Below are 19740 nucleotides of genomic sequence, written 5' to 3'. Positions count from 1 at the left end.
CCTGGCCTACGGTGTTGGGCTTATGCAAGCCGAAAAGCCGACTTCGGGGCCGCAGCCCAGAAAACCGGTGAGGTAAGGCACTGTCATCGAAATGGCAGGCACATAGGTAATCAGGAAAATCACAAAGATTTCCACGGCAAGAAACGGCAGGATCGCACGCGCGATGGTTTCAACCTTTTCGCCCGACACGGTACTGGCCACGAACAGCACAAGCCCCATGGGCGGTGTCGCCAACCCCACGGTCAGGTTCACGCTCATGATGATGGCGAAATGCACCGGGTGCACGCCCAGATCAACAAAGATCGGCCCAAGGATCGGCCCGAGGATGATGATCGCCGGCCCTGCATCAAGGAACATGCCAACGATGAACAGCAGGATGTTGATCAGAAACAGCAGGATCAGCGGATTTTCCGATAGCGACAGGATATATTCCGACAAAATCTGCGGCGCGTATGACAAGGATACGACGGTCTTGAACGCAACCGCCGCCCCCACCAGCAACAGTACAGCGGATGTGGCCAGCGCAGAACGCGTCAACACCTGCAGCAGGTCGGACATTTTCATCGACCGCAGCACAAAGAACGATACGATCAGCGCATAAGCCACCGCGACGGCTGATGCCTCGGTCGGGGTGAAGACACCGACAAGGATGCCGCCCAGGATGATGATCGGGGTTTGCAGGGGCGCGACAGCCTTTTTGCAGACAATACGGAAATCTGCGCTGACGCGGGCCTTGACCGCCTGGGCAATCGCGTGGGCGATGGGCAGGGTGATCAGGAACACCAGCCAGCCGTTGGGCGGGGTATCCAGAAACTGCGTGACGATGCCGGAAACAGCAAACAGCAGCCCGCCGATGTTGATGCGCAGCAAGGCCCAGCTGACAACGCTTTCGGTGGGGCTGATTGTCTGGTTTTTCTGCACGATCCGTTCGGCCTTGGGCAGGTCATAGCGGTCGGCCATCAGGCGGACCATGACCATCAGGCCCACGCCCACCAAAATGCCCGGCACAATGCCAGCAAGAAACAGTGCCGCAACGCTTTCGCCCATCACATAGGCATAGATGATCATGATGCCGGATGGCGGAATGATCGGCCCGATCACCGAACTGGCCGCCGTGATTGCGGCCGCGAACTTGCGGCTGTAGCCGTTTTTTTCCATTGCGGGAATCAGGGTAGAGCCAAGCGCGGACGTGTCCGCCACAGCCGAACCGGACAGCCCGGCAAACAGGATCGACGACAGGATGTTCACATGCGCAAGCCCGCCGCGCAGGTGGCCCATGAAGGCCTGGGAAAATTCCACCAGCCGCATCGTGATGCCGCCGCGGTTCATGATTTCACCCGCCAGCATGAAGAACGGCAGTGCCATGAGTGGAAAACTGTCCATGCCGTTGTAAAGGTTACGATAAAGGCCCGCGACCACATTGCGTGTGTCGCCTTCGATCATGATCAGCGCGATGGGACTGGCCAACAGCGCGAAGACCACGGGCAGGCCGACCATGATCAACAGCAGGAAAAGAGGAAGGAACCACAAAAGCATCAGTCAGCCCCCACAACTTCGCCAACGTTCAGCGGTTTCAAACGGTCGCCGTGACCGGCGATCTTGATGATCTGGCGGATCATCAGTTCAAGGTTCACAAGGATCAGCAGGTTCACCCCAACCCAAAGCGAGGCATATTGATAGCTGTTCTGAAAACGATTGCCGCATTTGCCGATCTCGAATCCGAAGGGCCAGCGCAGCGATGACGAACACCCGCGCCCTGACAGCGTATCGACATGGTTGTTCAGCCCGCGTTCCCACGCCACAAAAAGCACCCACATCGCGATGCCCATCAGCAACAGGCCCAGCAAATTAGACAACATCCGGGGCAAGGCGCGTTCGACCATGTCGATGGCCACAAACCCGCCCATCCGATAGGCCAGCGGTGCCATCAGACCTGTCATCCACAACATGCCGAACCGGGCGCCTTCTTCTGTCCAGTTGGGGGCGTCGTTCAGAATATAGCGGAAAAACACCTGCCCAAGGATCAAGCAGACCATGATCGCAAGCGCAGTCACCGCGATGGCCTTGCCGATAGCAAGAAGCACGGTATTGAACCGTTCAAGTGGCCATAAAAGACCTAACAGGACCGACATGCGGCTCCTCCCCTGTTTATGTGCGGCTTTTTACCGCGGTTGCTGGGGGCTTTGCCCCCGTCCCGGACGGTGTCCGGGCCTCCCCCAAGGTATTTTGGAACAAAAGAAGAGTTATTGTTCCTGAAATGCCCCGTATTTCCCCCCGTGAAAGACCAGTGGGTCGCCCCCGCCGTGGTGCGCCTTGGTCACGCGGCCCACGACAATGACGTGATCGCCGGCATCATGTGTGGCCTCAAGATTGCATTCGAAAGTGGCAAGCGCGCCTTCGATGATCGGCATGCCGCAGTGTGACAGATGGGTCGGCACCTTGGCGATGGCGGTTTTCGATTCGATAATTGCTCTGCAGATGTCGCGCTGGTCTGCTGCCAGCACATGCACTGCAAAGCGCCGTGCGCCTGCGAAATGTTCAAACCGGCGCGAGGATTTGGCAGGCGACCACAAGACCAGCGGCGGGTTAAGCGACACAGAGGCAAAGCTGTTGGCGACAATGGCGACGGGCCCTTCGGGGGTGTCGGTCGTGACCACGGTAACGCCTGTTACAAATGTGCCAAGGGCCGCGCGAAAGTTGCTGGAGTCGGTGCCGGGGTCGAATGTGACGGGCGTTTGCGTATTCATCAAGGGACCTCTTTTCCCAGAGCGGCGGTGTAGAGTGTAAACCACGTCTGTCGGTCCATTCTGACCTTGAACGCCTCTGACAGTGCCTTGATCCGGGTTATGTTATTCGTGCCCATCACGGGCATGATCTGCGCGGGATGCGCCAGCAACCATGCGATCGCAACCGCGCTGTTGCCTACGCTATTTTCGGCGGCAACGGCGGCCAGCGCGTCCTGCATCGGGCCGGTGCCCGTCATCAGCGCGCCACCACCCAGCGGTGACCATGCCATGACCGGCACGCGCCGTTCCTGCAGATAAGCCACATCGCCGTTGGTGAACCCGTGGTGGGCGGCCAGCGACAGTTCGATCTGGTTGGTAATCAGCGGCGTTTGCATCGCCGATTGCAGCAGTGTCCAGTCGTGCAATTTGAAGTTCGACACGCCAACGCTGCGCACCTTGCCAGAGGCGACGACCGCGTCCAAGGCTGCGCCGGTTTCGGCGGCATCCATCATCGGGTCGGGGCGGTGGATCAACAGGGTGTCGATTTTGTCCACACCCATGAGCCGCAGCGAATTATCGACCGATGCCATGATATGCGCGCGGCTGGTGTCATAGTATTTTACCACAGCGTCTGCATAGCGCCCTGCAGGGGCCACGATATCGCATTTGGTGACGATTTCGATCTGGTCTTTCAGGGCAGGGGCTGCACGCAGGGCATCGCCCAATACCTCCTCGGCGGCGTAACCGCCGTAGATATCGGCCTGATCCATCGTCGTAATGCCCTGTTCAAGGCAAGCCTCGATCTTGGCCTGAACGTGGCCGGGGCTGGTGTCGGTGTCGTCAGATAGCCGCCACATACCATAGACGATGCGGCTGAAAGACAGGTTTTCGGTTATTGTGATACGGTTCAACGGCGGGTTCCTGTGCCAAGGGGCGTTGCGGGTGTTTCGGATGGGACGCGCCCATAAGCATGGGGCAAAGAGCAGGTTTTCAAGTGCGGCATCACTCGTTTTCCGAAATGTTCCGCCTCGTCGATGTGGGGGTAACCCGAAAAGATAAAGGCACGGATGCCCATTTTCTGATAGGTTTCGATCTTTGACAATACCTGATCGGTGGACCCGACAAGTGCCGCCCCGCAGCCCGAGCGCGCGCGCCCCACGCCTGTCCACAGGCCAGGTTCGACATAGCCGAATTTATCGGCCAGTTCGCGCGCCTTTGCTTGGTGCGATACGCCCAGCGATATGCTGTCATGGGCGCGGTCGCGGATCAGTTTGCCGTATTCATCGTCCAGCTTGCTGGCGATGTAATCGGCGTATTCCTTTGCCTCTGCCTCGGTGTCGCGCACGATCATATGCACGCGCAGCCCGTAATCCAGCGTGCGCCCGTGGGCTTCGGCCCTTGCGTGCACGTCTTTCATGCGTTGTTCCAGCATGTCGGTGGTTTCGGGCCACATCAGATAAACGTCGCATTGCGCGCCGCACAGTTCCAGTGCCGCCGGCGAATAGCCCCCGAAATACAACAGCGGGCCGCCGTTTTGCTGATAGGGTTTCGCGGGGTCGGTTGTCAGTTTCGATATCTGATAGATTTCGCCATCATGGCTGACCTCGTCCTGCGTCCAGCATTTACGCAAAATCTGCACAACTTCGTGGCTGCGCTGGTAGCGATAGGCGCTTTCCGCGACCTCGCCGGGGAAATCGGAACTGATAACGTTCAGCGTCAGCCGCCCCTTGAGCATGTGATCCAGCGTCGCGATTGTGCGTGCCAGCATGATCGGCTGCACCTCGCCACAGCGGATGGCGGCAAGGAAATTGATCTTTTCGGTCAGCGGCGCCATGCCCGCCACAAAAGACAGTGTGTCTTGCCCCACCTGATAGGATGACGGGGCTAGAATGTTGCGAAACCCTTGCTTTTCCGCCGTCAGGGCGATGTCGCGGCAGTGTTCCCAACTGCTGCGCAGATCGCCGTCAGGCACACCAAGGAACTGGTAGTCATCCGAACATAGCGCTGAAAACCAGCTGACTTCGGCAGCGTCCAGATTGGCGCTGGTGACCGGCACGATGGTCATTGATTCTGTCTCCCCTTCGGTGTTCTTGCCCCTTGCGTAGCATGTGAATTTATGTGAAACAATAGTATATCAATTCTGCGGGTGCGAGGAGGCCTGCGATGGCTGCCACATCCGCCTTGCCGAAATATATTCAGGTCAGCGAAATGCTGATCCGCGAGATAGCCGCAGGTCATCTGGCGGATGGAGCGCGCCTGCCGCCTGAACGCGAAATGGCCGAGGAACTGGGCCTTGCCGTGGGCACATTGCGCAAGGCATTGGCCGATGTGGAGGCGAAGGGCCTGCTGGAACGGGTGCAGGGGTCCGGCAATTACGTGCGCTACAAACCAGTGGTGGATTCGGTCTATGCGTTTTTCCGGCTGGAATTGCTGCGCGGGGGCGGGTTGCCCACAGCGCAGGTGTTGTCGGTGGATCGTTTGCCCAAACCAGCCGATGCGCCGCCCTTTGGGCCTGATGCGCAGGGGTATCGGATCAGACGCTTGCGGTCGTTGGACGGCATACTGGTCGCGGTCGAGGAAATCTGGCTGGACGGTGCGCAACGCGATGTCATCAAGGTCAGGGATCTGTCTGAATCGCTCTACCATTTTTACCGCCATGAACTTGGGCTGGTGATTGCCTCGGCCACGGACCGTGTCGGCGTGGGGACACTGCCGGACTGGGCACCGGATGTGTTTCACCTGCGCCCCGGTCAGACCGTTGGTTACGTCGAACGGATCGGGCGCACCGGCGCGCAGGATCCTGTTGAATTTTCACGCACGTGGTTCGATGCGAACCGCGCTGCGTATATCTATCGCATGGGAAAAGGTTAGAGAACTTGCAAACTGTAAACTACGGCCTGATTGGCTGCGGCATGATGGGCCGCGAACATATCCAGAATATCAACCTGTTGCCGCATGGGCGGGTGTCGGTGGTCTATGACCCTGTCACAGAGCTGGCCCATGAGGCGGCAACACTGGCGGGCGATGCGCATGTTGCGGCATCGCTTGATGAATTGCTGGCGTTTGAACAGCTTGATGCTGTCGTGATCGTCAGCCCGAACTATCTGCATGTGCCGCAACTGCGCCATATCGTGGAAACGCGCCCCTTGCCGATCCTGTGTGAAAAGCCGCTTTATACCAATCCGTCGGAAAAGCCGCTGCTGGATGATCTGTTCGCGGGCTATCCGCACCCGGTCTGGGTGGCGATGGAATACCGCTATATGCCGCCCGTTGCGGCTCTGATTGCGCAGGTCGAACAGGCTACTGGCGGCATCAACATGCTGAGCATTCGTGAACACCGTTTTCCGTTTCTGCCCAAGATCGGTGACTGGAACCGGTTCAATGCGAAAACCGGCGGCACGCTGGTGGAAAAGTGCTGTCACTTTTTTGACCTGATGCGGCTGATCCTAAAGGCCGAACCTGTGCGGGTGATGGCCAGTGCGGGGCAGGCACTGAACCATATCGACGAACGCTATGACGGGCAGGCACCCGATATCTGGGACCACGGCTATGTCATCGTTGATTTTGACAGTGGCGCCAAGGCGATGCTGGAGCTGTGCATGTTCGCCGAAGGATCGAAATATCAAGAAGAAATCAGCGCCGTCGGCCCCAAGGGCAAGATCGAGGCGCTGGTGCCCGGACCGGGCCGGTTCTGGCCGCAAACACTGGGCGAACCGCCGGTGCCGCAGCTGATTGTCAGCCCGCGCAACCCCAAGGGGCCGTTCGTGTCGGAAATTCCGGTTGATCCGACCTTGCTTGCGGCAGGCGATCACAACGGTTCGACCTTTTACCAGCATCAGCGGTTCAATGCGGTCGTGCGCGGTGAAGGCGTGGTCGAGGTGACGCTGGCCGATGGCGCACGCGCCGTTGCCATCGGGCTGGCGGCACAGGAAAGTGCGGCAACCGGGCAGGCGGTGTTGCTGTAAGACAAAACGGCGCCGCAGGTTTCTGCGGCGCCGTTTCATTGTGCTGTCAGGCCGGATCACGCGGCCAGATCGAACCGATCAGCGTTCATCACCTTGGCCCATGCAGCAACGAAATCCTTCACGAATTTTTCCTTGCTGTCGTCCTGTGCGTAAACTTCGGCATAGGCGCGCAGGATCGAATTTGACCCGAACACCAGATCGGCGCTGGTGGCTGTCCATTTCACAGCACCGGTTTTGCGGTCGCGCAGTTCATACTGGTTTTCGCCTACCGGCTGCCATGCGTTCGCCATGTCGGTCAGATTTACAAAGAAATCCGTGGTCAGCGCGCCGACGTTATCGGTGAACACGCCATGCTTGCTGTCGCCGTGGTTGGTGCCCATCACCCGCATCCCGCCAATCAGGGCGGTCATTTCGGGGGCGGTCAGCCCCATCAGTTGCGCACGATCCAGCAGCATTTCCTCGGGGCTGACGACAAAGTCATGCTTTAGCCAGTTGCGGAAACCGTCCGCCTTGGGTTCCAGCACGTCAAAGCTGTCGGCGTCGGTCATGTCGTTCGTGGCATCGCCACGACCGGGCGCGAACGGCACGGCGATGTCGAAACCGGCCGCCTTGGCGGCTTGTTCCACACCGACGTTCCCGGCCAGCACGATCACATCCGCGATGCTTGCGCCGGTGTCGGCGGCGATGCCTTCCAGCACGCCCAGCACGCGGGCCAGACGGGCGGGCTCGTTGCCTTCCCAGTCTTTCTGCGGGGCCAGGCGGATGCGCGCGCCATTGGCACCGCCCCGCTTGTCAGACCCTCGGAAGGTGCGCGCACTGTCCCATGCGGTGTTGACCATATCGGTCAGGCTCAGCCCGCTGTCGGCGATTTTCGCCTTGACCGCATCCACGTCATAATCGGTGGTGCCGGCAGGGATCGGATCTTGCCAGATCAGGTCTTCGGCGGGAACGTCAGGGCCGAAATAGTTGGCCTTTGGCCCCATGTCGCGGTGGGTCAGCTTGAACCATGCGCGCGCGAAGGTGTCCGCCAGATAGGCCGGATCCTTGTGGAACCGTTCGCAGATTTCGCGATAGATCGGATCAACCTTCATTGCCATGTCGGCATCAGTCATGATCGGGTTGTGCTTGACCGACGGGTCGGTCGCATCGGGCACCTTGTGTTCTTCGGCGATGTCGACCGGTTCCCACTGCCATGCGCCAGCACGGGATTTTTTCAGTTCCCATTCATAGCCGAACAGCAGTTCAAGATATCCGTTGTCCCACTGCGTCGGGTTCGTCGTCCATGCGCCTTCAAGGCCCGAGGTATGCGCGGTGTTGGCCGTGCCTGCGAATTTCGGGTTGTGCCAGCCAAGGCCTGCCTCGGCAATTGGTGCACCTTCGGGGGCTGCGCCAATCTCGGCGTCCATGCCGTGGCATTTGCCCACGGTGTGGCCACCCACCGTCAGGGCGGCGGTTTCTTCGTCGTTCATCGCCATGCGGGCAAAGGTCGTACGTACGTATTTGGCTGTCAGCGCGGGGTCTGGGTTGCCGTTCACGCCTTCGGGGTTCACATAGATCAGGCCCATGTGCGAAGCGGCCAGCGGGTCATACATCGTGTCGGGGTTTGCGACATCTTCGACGCGCATGTCGGACGGGGCGAGCAGTTCTTCGTCATTGCCCCAGTTGATGTCGATTTCAGGGCCCCAGATATCGGCACGGCCAAAACCGAAGCCAAAGGTTTTCAACCCCATGGATTCGTATGCCACCGTGCCCGACAGCACGATCAGGTCGGCCCATGACAGCGCGCTACCGTATTTCCGCTTGATCGGCCACAAAAGGCGGCGCGCCTTGTCAAGGCTGGCGTTATCGGGCCACGAATTCAGCGGTGCAAAGCGAATGTTGCCGGTGCCTGCGCCACCGCGACCATCGCCCAAGCGGTAAGACCCCGCCGCATGCCATGCCAGACGGATCATCAACCCGCCATAATGGCCCCAATCGGCCGGCCACCAGTCCTGACTATCGGTCATGAGGGCGGTCAGGTCTTTTTTTACTGCGTCAACATCCAGCTTTTTCAGCGCGTCACGATAGTTGAAATCAGGGCCCAGCGGGTTTGCCTTGGCGTCGTTCTGGTGCAGGATGTCAAGGTTCAGCGCCTTTGGCCACCAACCAATCGCGGTGTTTTCGACAGCGGTGTTGCCGCCATGCATGACGGGGCATTTGCCCATGTTGTTACCGTCCATGATATCTTTCTCCGATTTCTTGTTTCTGTCGTTGCGGCCAGTTTGTTGCACCGCCCGCAAGTTGTTTCGCGCAAGGTCAGCGACGCACGCGCCGCTGTTACAACCTGCTTAGAACGTTTCAATAACAGAAAAAAGTAATAGGTTTAAGTTGCAAATTCATATGGCTTCAATAGGTATTCGTTATGGTAAATTTCACCCTGAAACAACTGCGCTATTTCGAGGCCGTCGCCCGCCACGGCCATTTCGGCCGCGCCGCCGAGGCCTGCGCGATTTCGCAGCCCGCGTTGTCGGTGCAAATCAGAGAATTGGAAAATGCACTGGGTGCAGCCGTGTTCGACCGGACACCGCGGCAAGTGCGCTTGACGGGGTTTGGCGAACAATGCGCCCAGCAGGTTCGGGCCATCCTGCGCGAGGTGGACGCATTGGGCGATCTGGCGCGCACAGCGGGTGATTTATTGTCGGGGCGGTTGCGCCTTGGCGTCATTCCAACCGTTGCGCCCTATCTTTTGCCTGCGCTGATCGGTGATCTTGGCCGCAGTCACCCGGGGCTTGATATCCATGTGCGTGAAACCGTGACCCCGGGGCTGATCGCTGAATTGGCCGAAGGGCGAATCGACGCTGCCATCGTGGCCTTGCCGATATCTGAACCCAGCCTGGTGGAAACGCCGATTTTCGCCGAAAGTTTCAAATTGGTGCGACACTTGTCAGAACGGGACAAGCCTGTGCCAAACGGCGAGACCCTGCGCCGGATGCGCCTGTTATTGCTGGAAGAAGGACATTGTTTTCGTGATCAGGCGTTGTCGTTCTGTCATGTGGGTCACGCTGTCCCGCGCGAAGGGCTGGACGGCAGTTCGTTGACCACATTGGTGCAAATGGTTGGTGCGGGTATCGGCGTGACTTTGATCCCCGATATGGCGGTAGCGGTTGAAACGCGCTCAGCGCCGGTTTGCGTCGCGGCCTTTCCTGATCCACAGCCTTCGCGCACCGTCGGTATGATCTGGCGCAAGACCAATCCGCTGGCCGATCAGTTGATGCAACTGGCAGACATTGTGCAGCAGTCCGTGATGACCATGCGCAACCAACAGATGAACACGGACGCGGCAGACGCGCATGCCGGTGTGCTTGCGCCTTTGGTAAAAGCGGGTCAGACTTTGCGGTGACAGGGGTATGGGGCTGACCGTATGAAATTTTCCGCAAACCTTGGTTTTTTATGGGCCGATCTGCCGTTGCCGGATGCGATCCGTGCTGCAAAGGCGGGGGGGTTTGATGCGGTTGAATGTCATTGGCCCTATGATTACCGCGCGGCTGATATTTTGGCTGTCTTGCAGGAAACGGGGTTGCCCATCTGTGCATTGAATACCCGGCGTGGTGATGTGGCGATGGGTGAAAACGGGCTTGCCGCACTGCCGGGACGTGAAGCCGAAGCCCGCGCCGCCATTGACGAGGCTGTGCGCTTTGCCGCCGCTGTCCGGGCGGGTGCGGTACATGTCATGGCAGGGATCGCATCAGGTGCGCAGGCGCAGGCCTGTTTTCTGGATAACCTCGCTTATGCCTGCGATCAGGCTGCCCCGCATGGTTTGACGATTTTGATCGAACCGTTGAACCGCCATGATGCACCGGGCTATTTCTTGCGCACCACCGGTCAGGCGCGCGCCCTGATTGCAACTGCGGGGCGACACAATCTGAAGCTGATGTTCGACTGTTATCACGTGGCCCGAACCGAAGGTGACGTAACAATGCGGCTGGCTGATTTGCTGCCGGTCATCGGCCATATCCAATGCGCGGGCGTGCCTGATCGTGGGCCGCTGGACCGGGGAGAGCTGAATTATGATGCGGTTTTCGCGACGCTGAAGGCGCTGGGCTGGCAGGCCCCTTTGGGGGCCGAATATCGCACAAACGGCCCGACCGAACAGACGCTGGGATGGTTGCGCCGACAAAAAGCGCGCTGAGGGGCGCGTTTAGCCTGTGGCGGGGCCGGCACTGTCGGGCGGTTGGCGTTGCAGCGGTGCAAAATCGTCGGGCGTGATCGTTTCACGTTCCAGCAGCATCGCGGCCCCCGCGTCCAGATCGGCGCGACGGCGGGTCAGGATGTCGCGCGCATGCGTATAGGCATCGTTGATCAATTTGCGCACCGCGAGATCGATCTCGCGGGCGGTGGCCTCGGCGTAATCCTTTGTGCCCATGTCGATCTGCGTGGTGTCGAGCCATTGCAAGCGCCGTTTTTCCAGTACAACCTGCCCCAGTTCTGCGCTCATCCCGTGGCGTGTCACAGTTTCACGGGCGATGTCGGTGACCTTGGCCAGATCATCAGCGGCCCCCGTTGACACATCACCAAATACAATTTCTTCGGACGCACGCCCTGCCAGCAGAACGACCATGCGGTCCTTGAGTTCGCCAAAGGTGATCAGGAAACGATCCTCGGTCGGGCGTTGCATGGTGTAGCCCAGCGCGCCGATGCTGCGCGGAATGATCGACACCTTATGCACCGGGTCCGTTCCGGGCAAAGAGGCCGCCGCCAAGGCATGTCCGATTTCGTGATAGGCGACGCGCCTGCGTTCCTGGGGGTTCATCAGGCGGGTCTTGCGTTCGGATCCCGCGACAATGCGTTCCAGAGCTGCGGTCAGGTCGTTGGTTGTGACAGTTTCGCCATCACGGCGGGTTGCGACGATCGCGGCTTCGTTGATCAGATTGGCCAGATCAGCGCCGGTCAACCCTGTTGTAAGGCCAGCGATGTCATCAAGGTTGACCGCCGGGTCCAGTTTGATCTTGCGGGCATGAACCTTTAGGATCGCGGCACGCCCTTTGTGGTCTGGACGGTCAACCACGACTTGCCGGTCGAACCGGCCCGCCCGCAGCAAGGCAGGATCAAGGATTTCGGGCCGGTTGGTCGCCGCCAGCAGCACGATGCCGACGCGTGGATCGAACCCGTCCAGTTCCGACAACAACTGGTTCAGTGTCTGTTCCTTCTCATCTCCTCCGCCCATGCCCGACAGGGCCGACCGCGCCCGGCCCAACGCATCAAGTTCATCAATAAAAATGATACAGGGTGCGGCCTTGCGGGCCTGTTCAAACAAATCGCGCACCCGAGCAGCCCCCACGCCCACGAACATTTCCACGAATTCAGACCCCGAGATGGAAAAGAACGGCACACCTGCCTCGCCCGCGACAGCCCGTGCCAATAAGGTTTTGCCAGTGCCGGGAGGACCGACCAGCAAAACGCCCTTTGGGATATGCGCCCCAAGGCGGCCATATTTTTCCTTATCGCTGAGAAACGATACGATTTCCTGCAATTCCGTCTTGGCTTCGTCCACCCCTGCGACATCGCGGAACGTCACGCCGGTATCGCGTTCCACATAAACCTTGGCGCGGGATTTGCCGATATTGACCAACCCGCCCATGCCCTGCCTTTCAGCCATCCGGCGAAATAGGAATGCCCAAAGCCCAAAGAAAAACAAGATGGGCACCACCCACGACAAAAGCGCCGTAAACCATGTCTGATCCGATGCGCCGGCAAAGGGAATGCCCGATGCCTGCAAGTCGTCCACGACCTCGGGCGCGACCCTTTGGGTGACAAATGCGGTTTTGCCGTCAACGGGACTGTTAAAGGTGCCCCTGATCCGGCTTTCGGTGACTGTGACCTCTGCAATCATGCCACTGCGCAGATGATCAAGAAAATTGCTGTAGGTGATTGTCGCGACCGTCTGGCTGGCAATCCAAAGCTGGATGGCAAAGATGCTCGCAATCACAAATATGATGTAGCCAAGGTTGAATTTGTGTTTGGGTTCCATCAGACGAGCCTTTCACATGAAACAGGGCGGGCCAAAGTGGGCGTGCTGAATTTGAGCGGCATCATGATGTGGCCTGTGCCGTCTCGTAGCCGGCGACCAGATCAAGCAGTTCGCGGGTGATCGTTTCCTGCCGTTTTTGGCGCAGCGCAGCATTCAGGGTATCTTGCCGGTCCTGCAAGGTGCGTGCAGCGTTCTGCATGGCGGCTAATCGGGTGGCATGTTCACTGGCCAGCGCCTCGGCCAACGCGCGGTAAAGCATGACGAACAGCCGTTCGCGAACCAGCCATGACATCAGCGCGGCTTTATCCATCCGGAAAAAGGGCAGGCCCGGGCCAGGCCATTTCGCCTGCCTGCGTTCTGTCAGATAGTCCTGCGGGATGGGCAATAACTGGCGGATGACAGGTTGCGCGGTGTGCTGGCCTTTGCGCCGGTTGTGCAGCAGTCGCACCCGGCGCAGGTGGTTTGTGTCAGCCCACGCATCAATCGTGACAATTACGGATTGAACAGTCGCTGTGAAACCTTCGACCGATGCAGGCACTGCCAACAGCGTTTGCGGCACCTGTCCCGCGGCTTCTAGGCGTGCTGCCGCGCGCGCGCCCAAAACGCCCAGCAGGGGGTCTTGTTCCGAAATTTCCGCAATAGCACGGCGGCTGACGACTTCGTTATACTGGCCGCAAAGCCCACGATCAGACCCGATCACGATCAAGGCCTCGCGCCCGGTTCGGGCATCTTGTCCGGCCGGTTGCACGATGCCATCCGCATGCTGCTGTTGCAAAACGGCTGACAGGCCCAGATCGATCGTGTCCGCATAATCGCCAAGCGCGGTTTCCGCGGTTTCATATTGATGGATGCTGACGGCGGACAAAGCTTTCATCGTGCGCACGATAGACTGGATGTCTTGTGCCGTGCGCAGCGCCGCCGACAGGGTTTCAAGCGTTTCCATTTCCAGCCTCGTTTGCGGTGTCGGACAGGGCATTGCGCAGGGTCGCGACAAGTTTTTCACGATCCGCCTGGCTGAGTGGTTTGCCGCGTGCCATCCTGTCGCAAAGCTCTGGATCCTGCGCGCGCAGTGCCTCTTGGACGGTGTGTTCCGCTTTGGCCATGTCATCCAGCGCGACCTGATCAAACAGACCTTCCGTGGCGGCCAAAAGCACGGCAATCTGCGCGGGCACATCCAGATGTGCGTGTTCCCCCTGTTTGAGAACCTCGCGAACGCGGCGACCGCGCGTCAGCTTGTGCCGGGTTTCCTGATCCAGTTGGGTGCCAAATCGGGCAAAGCTTTCCAGTTCTTCGAATTGGGCATACATCAGGCGCAAATTGCCCGCGACGGTGCGAAATGCCGGGCGCTGCACCTTGCCGCCAACCCTGCTGACCGATGCGCCGATGTCGATCGCAGGCAGTTGCCCCTTTTCGAACAGGTCGGGTGATAGATAGACCTGCCCGTCCGTGATCGAAATGAGGTTGGTCGGGATATAGGCAGAAATATTTTGCGCCTGTGTTTCAACGACCGGCAGGGCCGTCAATGATCCGCCGCCGTATTCATCTTTTAGGTGTGTTGCGCGTTCTAACAGTCGGGAATGAATGTAAAAAATATCACTTGGATAGGCTTCGCGACCGGGCGGGCGCCGCAGCAGCAGAGACAATTCACGATAGGCACGCGCATGGCGAGTCAGGTCATCCAGAACGACCAGAACATCATGGCCTTGCGCCATGAAATGCTCGGCCATGGTCATGGCGGCATAGGGGGCGATGAATTGCAGCCCGGGCGCATCATCACCCCCCGCCACCATAACGATGGTGCGATCGAGCGCGCCGCCTTTGCGCAGGCTTGCAATGACATGCGCCACGGCTGATGCGCGCTGACCGACCGCACAATAAACTGAAATCACGCCGTTATCGCCCTGATTGAGGATCGTATCGACCGCGATCGCAGTTTTGCCGGTCTGCCGGTCGCCCAGGATCAGTTCGCGCTGTCCGCGTCCAATGGGAATGGCTGCGTCAATCGCCTTGATCCCAGTCTGCAAAGGTTCATCCACGGGCGCACGGTGCATGATCGGCGGGGCCGGGCGTTCGACTGGTAAACGGTCTTTGGCGTCAATCGGGCCTGCATCGTCCAGCGGGCGGCCCATCGCATCGACGACCCGCCCCAAAAGCGCATGGCCGACAGGCACATCGACGACGCGCCCCGTTCGCTGAACCTTGTCGCCCGGGCGCAGGCGGTCTGTATCGCCCAGCACAACCACGCCGATCTGGTGTTCTTGCAGGTTTGACGCGATCCCCATCACCCCATGGGGAAAGCGGACCAGTTCATCTGCGTGCAGATCGCTAAAGCCCGTGATCTGCGCCACACCGTTGCCTACTGATGCCACATGCGCGATTTCGGCAATTTCGACCGTAGCACTGACTTGGCCAAGCGCCATATCCAGCGGGTCAAACAGTGTATCGGCAAGTGTGGCGAAGGCATCCATGATCAGCTGCCCTGTGCCGCAGCCGTGATGCCAGTGCTGTCAATGACCTCGTCCAGCGCCGTATCCAGCCGTTTCAGGTGCTGCGCCGCCGACCATTCAACTGTTTGTGTCCCGATGCTCAGGCGCAGCCCCAACACGATGGCTTCATCCTGCGCATAGTGAACCTCGATATCCGTGGCGCAGGCTTTGTGAATGGCGCGGGTCAATCTGGATTTTGCAGACGCGCGAAACGCCACCGATGTTTCAACCAATGCGGGGGATTCGGTGCCTTTTGCGGCCTGCATCAGTTTCTGGCGCATTTGATCATCCAGATCAGCAAGACGGGCGATGAACCCGCTGACCAACGGGCCGGAAAGATCGGTCTGCGCATATGTGTGCAACAAATCCCCCGTGATCGCGATAACCTGATGACCGGCGTGACGGCGCAGGGCATTTGCAAAATCGTCCCGTTCTTGTGCAAGGTGTTCGCACCATGTGTTGCGCCTGGCTTGCATTTCCGTGTGCAGGTCGTCTTCCAGTCGCTGGCGCAGGGCTTGCGCATTTTCCCTTGCGTCATCCAAAACGGCCTGGGTTGATGCCTCTAGCGCGGCTTTCTTGTCTCGCAGGGCCTCTGCCTTGGCGGTGGCATCATCAAGGGCGGCCTGTGCTTGTGCCAGTTGATTGGCGATCACCGCCTCGCGCCGTTGCATCGCGTCGGTAATGGGGCGGTAAAGAAACCGTTGCAACAGCCAGATCAGCACAAGGAAATTGGCAATCTGCGCCACAACGGTCAGCCAGTCGATCTGCACCTGCTTAACCTCCGCTGGCTTGCTGCACCACGTTCAGAAACGGGTTGGCGAAAATCAGGATCATCGACACGACAAAGCAATAAATCGCGGTGGATTCGATCATCGCAAGGCTGACGAACAGCGTGCGGGTGATTGTGTTCGATGCATCGGGTTGTTGGGCCAGCGCCTGCAAGGCCTGTGCGGCGGCCCGCCCTTCGGCCAGCGCCGGACCAATTGACCCGATAGCGATGGTCAGCCCCGCCGTGAAAATCGAAACGATGGCAATCAATGTGAACGCGTCCATGTTCAGTCCTTTTCGTTGGATTCAGATGTGGTGCTGCGGCCCGCCCGGCTGGCCGACGCGATATAGACCATGGCCAGAATGGCAAAAATGTAAGCTTGGATCAGCCCGGTCAGCAGACCCAAAAGCTGCATCACCACCGGAAAGAAAAACGGTGCGATGCTGATCAGGATACCGACGATGACGGTCCCGCTCATGACATTGCCATAAAGCCGCACCGCCAGCGCAATAGTGCGCGATATCGTGGCGACGATGTTCAGCGGCAACATCAGCGGGCTGGGCTGGATATAGGTTTTCAGATAGGTGCCTAACCCGCGTTTGGTGATCGAAAACAGCGGCACCGCGATCAGAACGCAGATCGCCAATGCCGCCGTGGTCGATAACGACCCGGTGGGCGCCTGATAGCCGGGCAAAATCGACAGAATATTCGCGGTCGCGATAAATAAGAACAGCGTGCCAATGAAAGGCAAATATCGCCCTGGGTTTTCTGTGCCGACCTCAGCGATCTGGTCGCGGATCGTGGTCACGATCACTTCGAGCATGATCTGCCAGCGCGATACTGTTGGCCCGCTGCTCAACCCGGTCGTAATGGCCCATGACCCCAGCACAAGCAGCGCCATGATGACCCAGGTAAAAACCACCGTGGCGTTCAGCTGCCAGCCGTGCCAATCATAAACAATCCAGCTGTCGGGGGTTATTTCCATTGGGGTATTTCCTTGCCCTGGCTGGCCATACGCGTGGCCGAAAAACGCATGACCAAAAACCCCAATGTTCCGGCCACAATACCGGTCGCCGGCACCGCGACCATGATCGCGCCGGCCATCACCGAGATCACAAGTGCGGCCCGGGCCAGCCCCAAAAGCACGAAAATCACTGTGCCGCGCGGTCCGGGCAAATGACGCACCGCGGCCCAAAGCAAACCCAGATACACGCCGGCAACTGCGATACCGCCGAAAAAACAGGTTGCAAGCCATGGCATTGTCAGGTCCGGCATGCTTGATGTTCCTTTGCCATATCAGTCATCACGCCCTTCACGTTGAATCCAATACCAAGCATTCAGGCACCCAAGCGCCACCCCGACGAGCATGAAGACCAGGGTCCAGCTTGTTTCGGCGGGCCAGCGTCGATCAATCCAAAGCCCCAATGCCGTGCCCGCGACAATCGGCACTGCCACCGACCAGCCGACCAGCCCGAACATGCCCAGCCCATACCACGCGCTTTGCCGGTGTTTCTTGCGCGCAAGGGCCATACGCGTTGCCTTGCGCGTGATGGTTTCGGTTTCATTGGTGTGTTGCGGGGTCATGGCCTGACCTTTTCAAGGTCGCGAAACCGGTGGATCATCGTGACCTCAAGACGGGCAAGTGCAGCGCGTGCATTGCGCTCGTCCTCATCAAGTTTGCGAAATTCCGTTTCAACCCGCTGTTTGAGCAGATCAAGATCATCACCCGCGATGGCACCATGCACGGCAACCCGCACCAGATCACCGCTTTTGATCAACGTGCCTGAATTGATGGCGACAAAACGTTCGGCATCCGTCTCCTGCGGTGCGTAAACCAGAATGCCGGGAACCAGTTGCGCAACAAAATCGCCGTGCCGTGGCAGAATCCCAAAAAAGCCGGCAGGGGATTCCGCGGTCAGCCGTGTCACCGGCGTGTCGATATAAATGGCCGCGGGTGTTGCGATCCTAAGCTGCATTTCGGTTACTTTTCGTTGCCAGATCGTCCACTGTTCCGATCATGTAGAAATCGCCTTCATCACGGTCGCTGAAGGCGCCCGAAAGGATGCGTTCAAAACTGTTCAATGATTGTTCCAGTGACACAAAGGCACCTGGATTGCCTGTCATGGCTTCGGTTGTGTAAAACGGTTGTGTCAGGAAACGTTCGATCTGGCGGGCTTGTCGCACGGTTCTGCGGTCTTTTTCAGACAGTTCCGCCAGCCCCAGCATTGCAATGATATCCTTTAGGTCTTCGTATTCGGCCAGCGTATTGCGCACATCGCGCGCCACCCGGTAATGCCGTGCGCTGACCGTGCCGGGGGTCAGCATCTTTGAAAAGGATTGCAGCGGGTCGATCGCGGGATAGAGCCCCTCTGACGCCTTTTTGCGTGACAGCACGATCGAGGCCGACAGATGGGCAAATGTATGTGTAGCAGCCGGATCGGTGAAATCATCCGCAGGCACATATACCGCCTGAATTGATGTCATTGCACCACTGGCGGTGGAACAGATGCGTTCTTCCAGTTCGGCCAGTTCGGTGCCAAGGGTCGGCTGGTACCCGACACGGCTGGGGATCCGGCCCAACAGGCCCGACACTTCTGACCCGGCTTGCACAAAGCGAAAGATATTGTCGATCAGCACCAGCACGTTGCGCCGCTGTTCATCGCGAAAATATTCTGCCATCGTCAGCGCGGCATGTCCGACGCGAAACCGCACTCCCGGGCTTTCGTTCATCTGGCCAAAAACCATGATCGTATTACCCAAAACGCCCGCATCACGCATTTCGCGGTAAAGTTCTTCGGCCTCGCGGCAACGTTCGCCGATCCCGCAAAACAGGCTGATGCCATCATATTCGGCGACCATGTTATGGATCATTTCGGTGATCAGCACGGTTTTGCCTACACCCGCACCTCCGAAAAGCCCCGCTTTTCCGCCGCGTTCCAGCGGGCTGAGCAGATCAATTGCCTTGATTCCCGTTTCAAAGATATCGCCTTCGGCGCGGCGCTGTGACAGCGGCACCGGCGCGCGCAGGATCGGACGTCTTGGCAGGTCTTTTAACGGTGGACCATCGTCGATTGTGTCGCCAAAAACGTTGAACATCCGTCCCAACAGCGCGTCCCCCACTGGCACCGTGATGGGGTGTCCGGTATCACGCACGGCAAGCCCAAGGCGCAGGTCCGGCGTAGGGTTCAAAATCAGGCCGCGGGCTGTGCGCGCATCGGGCAGGCTTGCGACCTCGATCACGATTTCGGGGTCGGTCAGCGTGACAAGCCTGGTGCCGATCGACGGCAGGCCATTATTGAATCGAATGTCTGTGACACCGCCCAGAATGGCCGTGATATGCCCGATATGTGCGTCTGGATGGGTCATCCGGCTTGTGTTTTTCAATCCGTTCATAGGGTGCAGCTTAGCGGCGTGCACCAAAGCCGACATTGACCCCGATCAAGTGCCACCGGTCGCATGAGATCCTGTTTCATTAACGCAGATTAATGCGCACCGCTGTGCATCGGGAAAAGCTGTATCGCAGGGCGTATGTTGTCCTGGCAGGATCGGATCAGAATGATGACACAGACCAAAACCGAAGGCACCGACCCAGAGGTCGATCTGCAATCGCGCTTTCCCACTGCTTATACGGTCTTGTTTTTGTTGATCGTTCTTGTCGCGGTGATGACCTGGATCATCCCTGCGGGTCAATACGACCGCGTGATGAACGAAGACATCGGCCGCGAGGTTGCGGTGCCGGGCACCTACCAGACGGTTGCGCCAAACCCGCAGGGCCTGATTGACGTGC

The 19740-nt window shown here is 58.9% G+C and carries 20 protein-coding genes and 1 pseudogene; 5 read left to right on the top strand and 16 right to left on the bottom strand.

The features are described from left to right. Window positions 1-6: 6 nt before the first annotated feature. The 5 genes from IBX59_RS10195 to IBX59_RS10175 all read right to left on the bottom strand — a co-directional run bounded on the left by IBX59_RS10195 (window position 7) and on the right by IBX59_RS10175 (window position 4791). Window positions 7-1536 carry a TRAP transporter large permease gene (locus IBX59_RS10195; protein WP_296375126.1) on the bottom strand — a complete coding sequence of 510 codons (1530 nt, stop codon included), beginning with the start codon at window positions 1534-1536 and terminating at the stop codon, window positions 7-9. Next, window positions 1536-2132, bottom strand: a complete 597-nt coding sequence (locus IBX59_RS10190) for a TRAP transporter small permease (RefSeq protein ID WP_296375124.1) — start codon at window positions 2130-2132, stop codon at window positions 1536-1538. The genes IBX59_RS10195 and IBX59_RS10190 overlap by 1 nt, the downstream gene beginning before the upstream one ends. Window positions 2133-2243: 111 nt before the next feature. Further along, window positions 2244-2747 (bottom strand): flavin reductase family protein, encoded by a 504-nt coding sequence (locus IBX59_RS10185; RefSeq protein WP_296375122.1) that lies wholly within the window; start codon window positions 2745-2747, stop codon window positions 2244-2246. Next, window positions 2747-3637: an aldo/keto reductase gene (locus IBX59_RS10180; RefSeq protein ID WP_296375119.1), complete on the bottom strand. Its 891-nt coding sequence runs from the start codon at window positions 3635-3637 to the stop codon at window positions 2747-2749. Before IBX59_RS10180 ends, IBX59_RS10185 begins: the two co-directional genes overlap by 1 nt. Beyond that, a complete protein-coding gene (locus IBX59_RS10175) occupies window positions 3634-4791 on the bottom strand; it encodes an LLM class flavin-dependent oxidoreductase (protein ID WP_296375116.1) in 1158 nt (385 codons plus the stop codon). The genes IBX59_RS10180 and IBX59_RS10175 overlap by 4 nt, the downstream gene beginning before the upstream one ends. Window positions 4792-4889: 98 nt before the next feature. On the opposite strand from IBX59_RS10175, the gene IBX59_RS10170 reads away from it, so the two are divergent. Both IBX59_RS10170 and IBX59_RS10165 read left to right on the top strand, forming a co-directional pair. Beyond that, window positions 4890-5597 (top strand): GntR family transcriptional regulator, encoded by a 708-nt coding sequence (locus IBX59_RS10170; protein ID WP_296375114.1) that lies wholly within the window; start codon window positions 4890-4892, stop codon window positions 5595-5597. 5 nt (window positions 5598-5602) lie between these two features. Continuing rightward, window positions 5603-6691, top strand: a complete 1089-nt coding sequence (locus tag IBX59_RS10165; protein WP_296375113.1) for a Gfo/Idh/MocA family oxidoreductase — start codon at window positions 5603-5605, stop codon at window positions 6689-6691. 56 nt (window positions 6692-6747) lie between these two features. On the opposite strand, the gene katG is transcribed toward IBX59_RS10165, so the two are convergent. Next, complete coding sequence (gene katG, locus IBX59_RS10160; protein ID WP_296375111.1) at window positions 6748-8910, bottom strand: catalase/peroxidase HPI; 2163 nt, start codon at window positions 8908-8910, stop codon at window positions 6748-6750. 182 nt (window positions 8911-9092) lie between these two features. Between katG and IBX59_RS10155 the strand changes: the two genes are divergently transcribed. Then, window positions 9093-10070 carry a LysR substrate-binding domain-containing protein gene (locus IBX59_RS10155; protein ID WP_296375109.1) on the top strand — a complete coding sequence of 326 codons (978 nt, stop codon included), beginning with the start codon at window positions 9093-9095 and terminating at the stop codon, window positions 10068-10070. Between the two features lie 21 nt (window positions 10071-10091). Beyond that, a complete protein-coding gene (locus IBX59_RS10150; RefSeq protein WP_296375107.1) occupies window positions 10092-10859 on the top strand; it encodes a TIM barrel protein in 768 nt (255 codons plus the stop codon). A gap of 9 nt (window positions 10860-10868) precedes the next feature. Here the strand turns inward: IBX59_RS10150 and ftsH are convergent, their stop codons facing one another. The 10 genes from ftsH to atpD all read right to left on the bottom strand — a co-directional run bounded on the left by ftsH (window position 10869) and on the right by atpD (window position 19319). Then, window positions 10869-12698 carry an ATP-dependent zinc metalloprotease FtsH gene (gene ftsH, locus IBX59_RS10145; RefSeq protein WP_296375105.1) on the bottom strand — a complete coding sequence of 610 codons (1830 nt, stop codon included), beginning with the start codon at window positions 12696-12698 and terminating at the stop codon, window positions 10869-10871. 61 nt (window positions 12699-12759) lie between these two features. After that, window positions 12760-13641 carry a F0F1 ATP synthase subunit gamma gene (locus IBX59_RS10140; RefSeq protein WP_296375103.1) on the bottom strand — a complete coding sequence of 294 codons (882 nt, stop codon included), beginning with the start codon at window positions 13639-13641 and terminating at the stop codon, window positions 12760-12762. After that, on the bottom strand, window positions 13628-15166 hold the full coding sequence (locus IBX59_RS10135; RefSeq protein ID WP_296375101.1) for an alternate F1F0 ATPase, F1 subunit alpha: 1539 nt from the start codon (window positions 15164-15166) through the stop codon (window positions 13628-13630). Before IBX59_RS10135 ends, IBX59_RS10140 begins: the two co-directional genes overlap by 14 nt. A 2-nt stretch (window positions 15167-15168) precedes the next feature. Beyond that, window positions 15169-15954: a F0F1 ATP synthase subunit delta gene (locus IBX59_RS10130; protein ID WP_296375100.1), complete on the bottom strand. Its 786-nt coding sequence runs from the start codon at window positions 15952-15954 to the stop codon at window positions 15169-15171. A gap of 4 nt (window positions 15955-15958) precedes the next feature. Continuing rightward, on the bottom strand, window positions 15959-16237 hold the full coding sequence (locus IBX59_RS10125) for a F0F1 ATP synthase subunit C (protein WP_296375098.1): 279 nt from the start codon (window positions 16235-16237) through the stop codon (window positions 15959-15961). Between the two features lie 2 nt (window positions 16238-16239). Continuing rightward, window positions 16240-16938, bottom strand: coding sequence for a F0F1 ATP synthase subunit A (locus tag IBX59_RS10120; protein ID WP_296375096.1), 699 nt, complete (start codon window positions 16936-16938; stop codon window positions 16240-16242). Further along, entirely contained in the window at window positions 16929-17228 is a 300-nt protein-coding gene (locus IBX59_RS10115; protein WP_296375094.1) for an ATP synthase subunit I, read from the bottom strand. Before IBX59_RS10115 ends, IBX59_RS10120 begins: the two co-directional genes overlap by 10 nt. A gap of 21 nt (window positions 17229-17249) precedes the next feature. Then, window positions 17250-17537 carry an AtpZ/AtpI family protein gene (locus IBX59_RS10110; RefSeq protein ID WP_296375091.1) on the bottom strand — a complete coding sequence of 96 codons (288 nt, stop codon included), beginning with the start codon at window positions 17535-17537 and terminating at the stop codon, window positions 17250-17252. Continuing rightward, complete coding sequence (locus IBX59_RS10105) at window positions 17534-17929, bottom strand: F0F1 ATP synthase subunit epsilon (RefSeq protein WP_296375090.1); 396 nt, start codon at window positions 17927-17929, stop codon at window positions 17534-17536. Before IBX59_RS10105 ends, IBX59_RS10110 begins: the two co-directional genes overlap by 4 nt. Next, window positions 17919-19319 (bottom strand): F0F1 ATP synthase subunit beta, encoded by a 1401-nt coding sequence (gene atpD, locus IBX59_RS10100; protein WP_367119373.1) that lies wholly within the window; start codon window positions 19317-19319, stop codon window positions 17919-17921. The genes IBX59_RS10105 and atpD overlap by 11 nt, the downstream gene beginning before the upstream one ends. Window positions 19320-19511: 192 nt before the next feature. Here atpD and IBX59_RS10095 point away from each other — a divergent pair. Further along, window positions 19512-19740, top strand: a pseudogene (locus tag IBX59_RS10095) (YfcC family protein); the annotation flags it as partial.

This window comes from Yoonia sp. (assembly GCF_014859355.1).
Lineage (GTDB): Bacteria > Pseudomonadota > Alphaproteobacteria > Rhodobacterales > Rhodobacteraceae > Yoonia.
The sequence above is the reverse complement of the archived record's forward strand: the minus strand, read 5'-3'. Positions and strand labels throughout refer to the sequence as shown.

Bases quoted from the DNA above. Each gene is read 5' to 3' on its own strand.
- IBX59_RS10140 (WP_296375103.1), bottom strand. From the start codon at position 13,641: ATGGAAACGCTTGAAACCCTGTCGGCGGCGCTGCGCACGGCACAAGAC.
- IBX59_RS10135 (WP_296375101.1), bottom strand. From the start codon at position 15,166: ATGGATGCCTTCGCCACACTTGCCGATACACTGTTTGACCCGCTGGAT.
- IBX59_RS10190 (WP_296375124.1), bottom strand. From the start codon at position 2,132: ATGTCGGTCCTGTTAGGTCTTTTATGGCCACTTGAACGGTTCAATACC.
- IBX59_RS10110 (WP_296375091.1), bottom strand. From the start codon at position 17,537: ATGACCCCGCAACACACCAATGAAACCGAAACCATCACGCGCAAGGCA.
- IBX59_RS10175 (WP_296375116.1), bottom strand. From the start codon at position 4,791: ATGACCATCGTGCCGGTCACCAGCGCCAATCTGGACGCTGCCGAAGTC.
- IBX59_RS10120 (WP_296375096.1), bottom strand. From the start codon at position 16,938: ATGGAAATAACCCCCGACAGCTGGATTGTTTATGATTGGCACGGCTGG.
- IBX59_RS10155 (WP_296375109.1), top strand. From the start codon at position 9,093: ATGGTAAATTTCACCCTGAAACAACTGCGCTATTTCGAGGCCGTCGCC.
- IBX59_RS10125 (WP_296375098.1), bottom strand. From the start codon at position 16,237: ATGGACGCGTTCACATTGATTGCCATCGTTTCGATTTTCACGGCGGGG.
- IBX59_RS10115 (WP_296375094.1), bottom strand. From the start codon at position 17,228: ATGCCGGACCTGACAATGCCATGGCTTGCAACCTGTTTTTTCGGCGGT.
- ftsH (WP_296375105.1), bottom strand. From the start codon at position 12,698: ATGGAACCCAAACACAAATTCAACCTTGGCTACATCATATTTGTGATT.
- IBX59_RS10195 (WP_296375126.1), bottom strand. From the start codon at position 1,536: ATGCTTTTGTGGTTCCTTCCTCTTTTCCTGCTGTTGATCATGGTCGGC.
- katG (WP_296375111.1), bottom strand. From the start codon at position 8,910: ATGGACGGTAACAACATGGGCAAATGCCCCGTCATGCATGGCGGCAAC.
- atpD (WP_367119373.1), bottom strand. From the start codon at position 19,319: ATGACCCATCCAGACGCACATATCGGGCATATCACGGCCATTCTGGGC.
- IBX59_RS10150 (WP_296375107.1), top strand. From the start codon at position 10,092: ATGAAATTTTCCGCAAACCTTGGTTTTTTATGGGCCGATCTGCCGTTG.
- IBX59_RS10185 (WP_296375122.1), bottom strand. From the start codon at position 2,747: ATGAATACGCAAACGCCCGTCACATTCGACCCCGGCACCGACTCCAGC.
- IBX59_RS10105 (WP_296375090.1), bottom strand. From the start codon at position 17,929: ATGCAGCTTAGGATCGCAACACCCGCGGCCATTTATATCGACACGCCG.
- IBX59_RS10170 (WP_296375114.1), top strand. From the start codon at position 4,890: ATGGCTGCCACATCCGCCTTGCCGAAATATATTCAGGTCAGCGAAATG.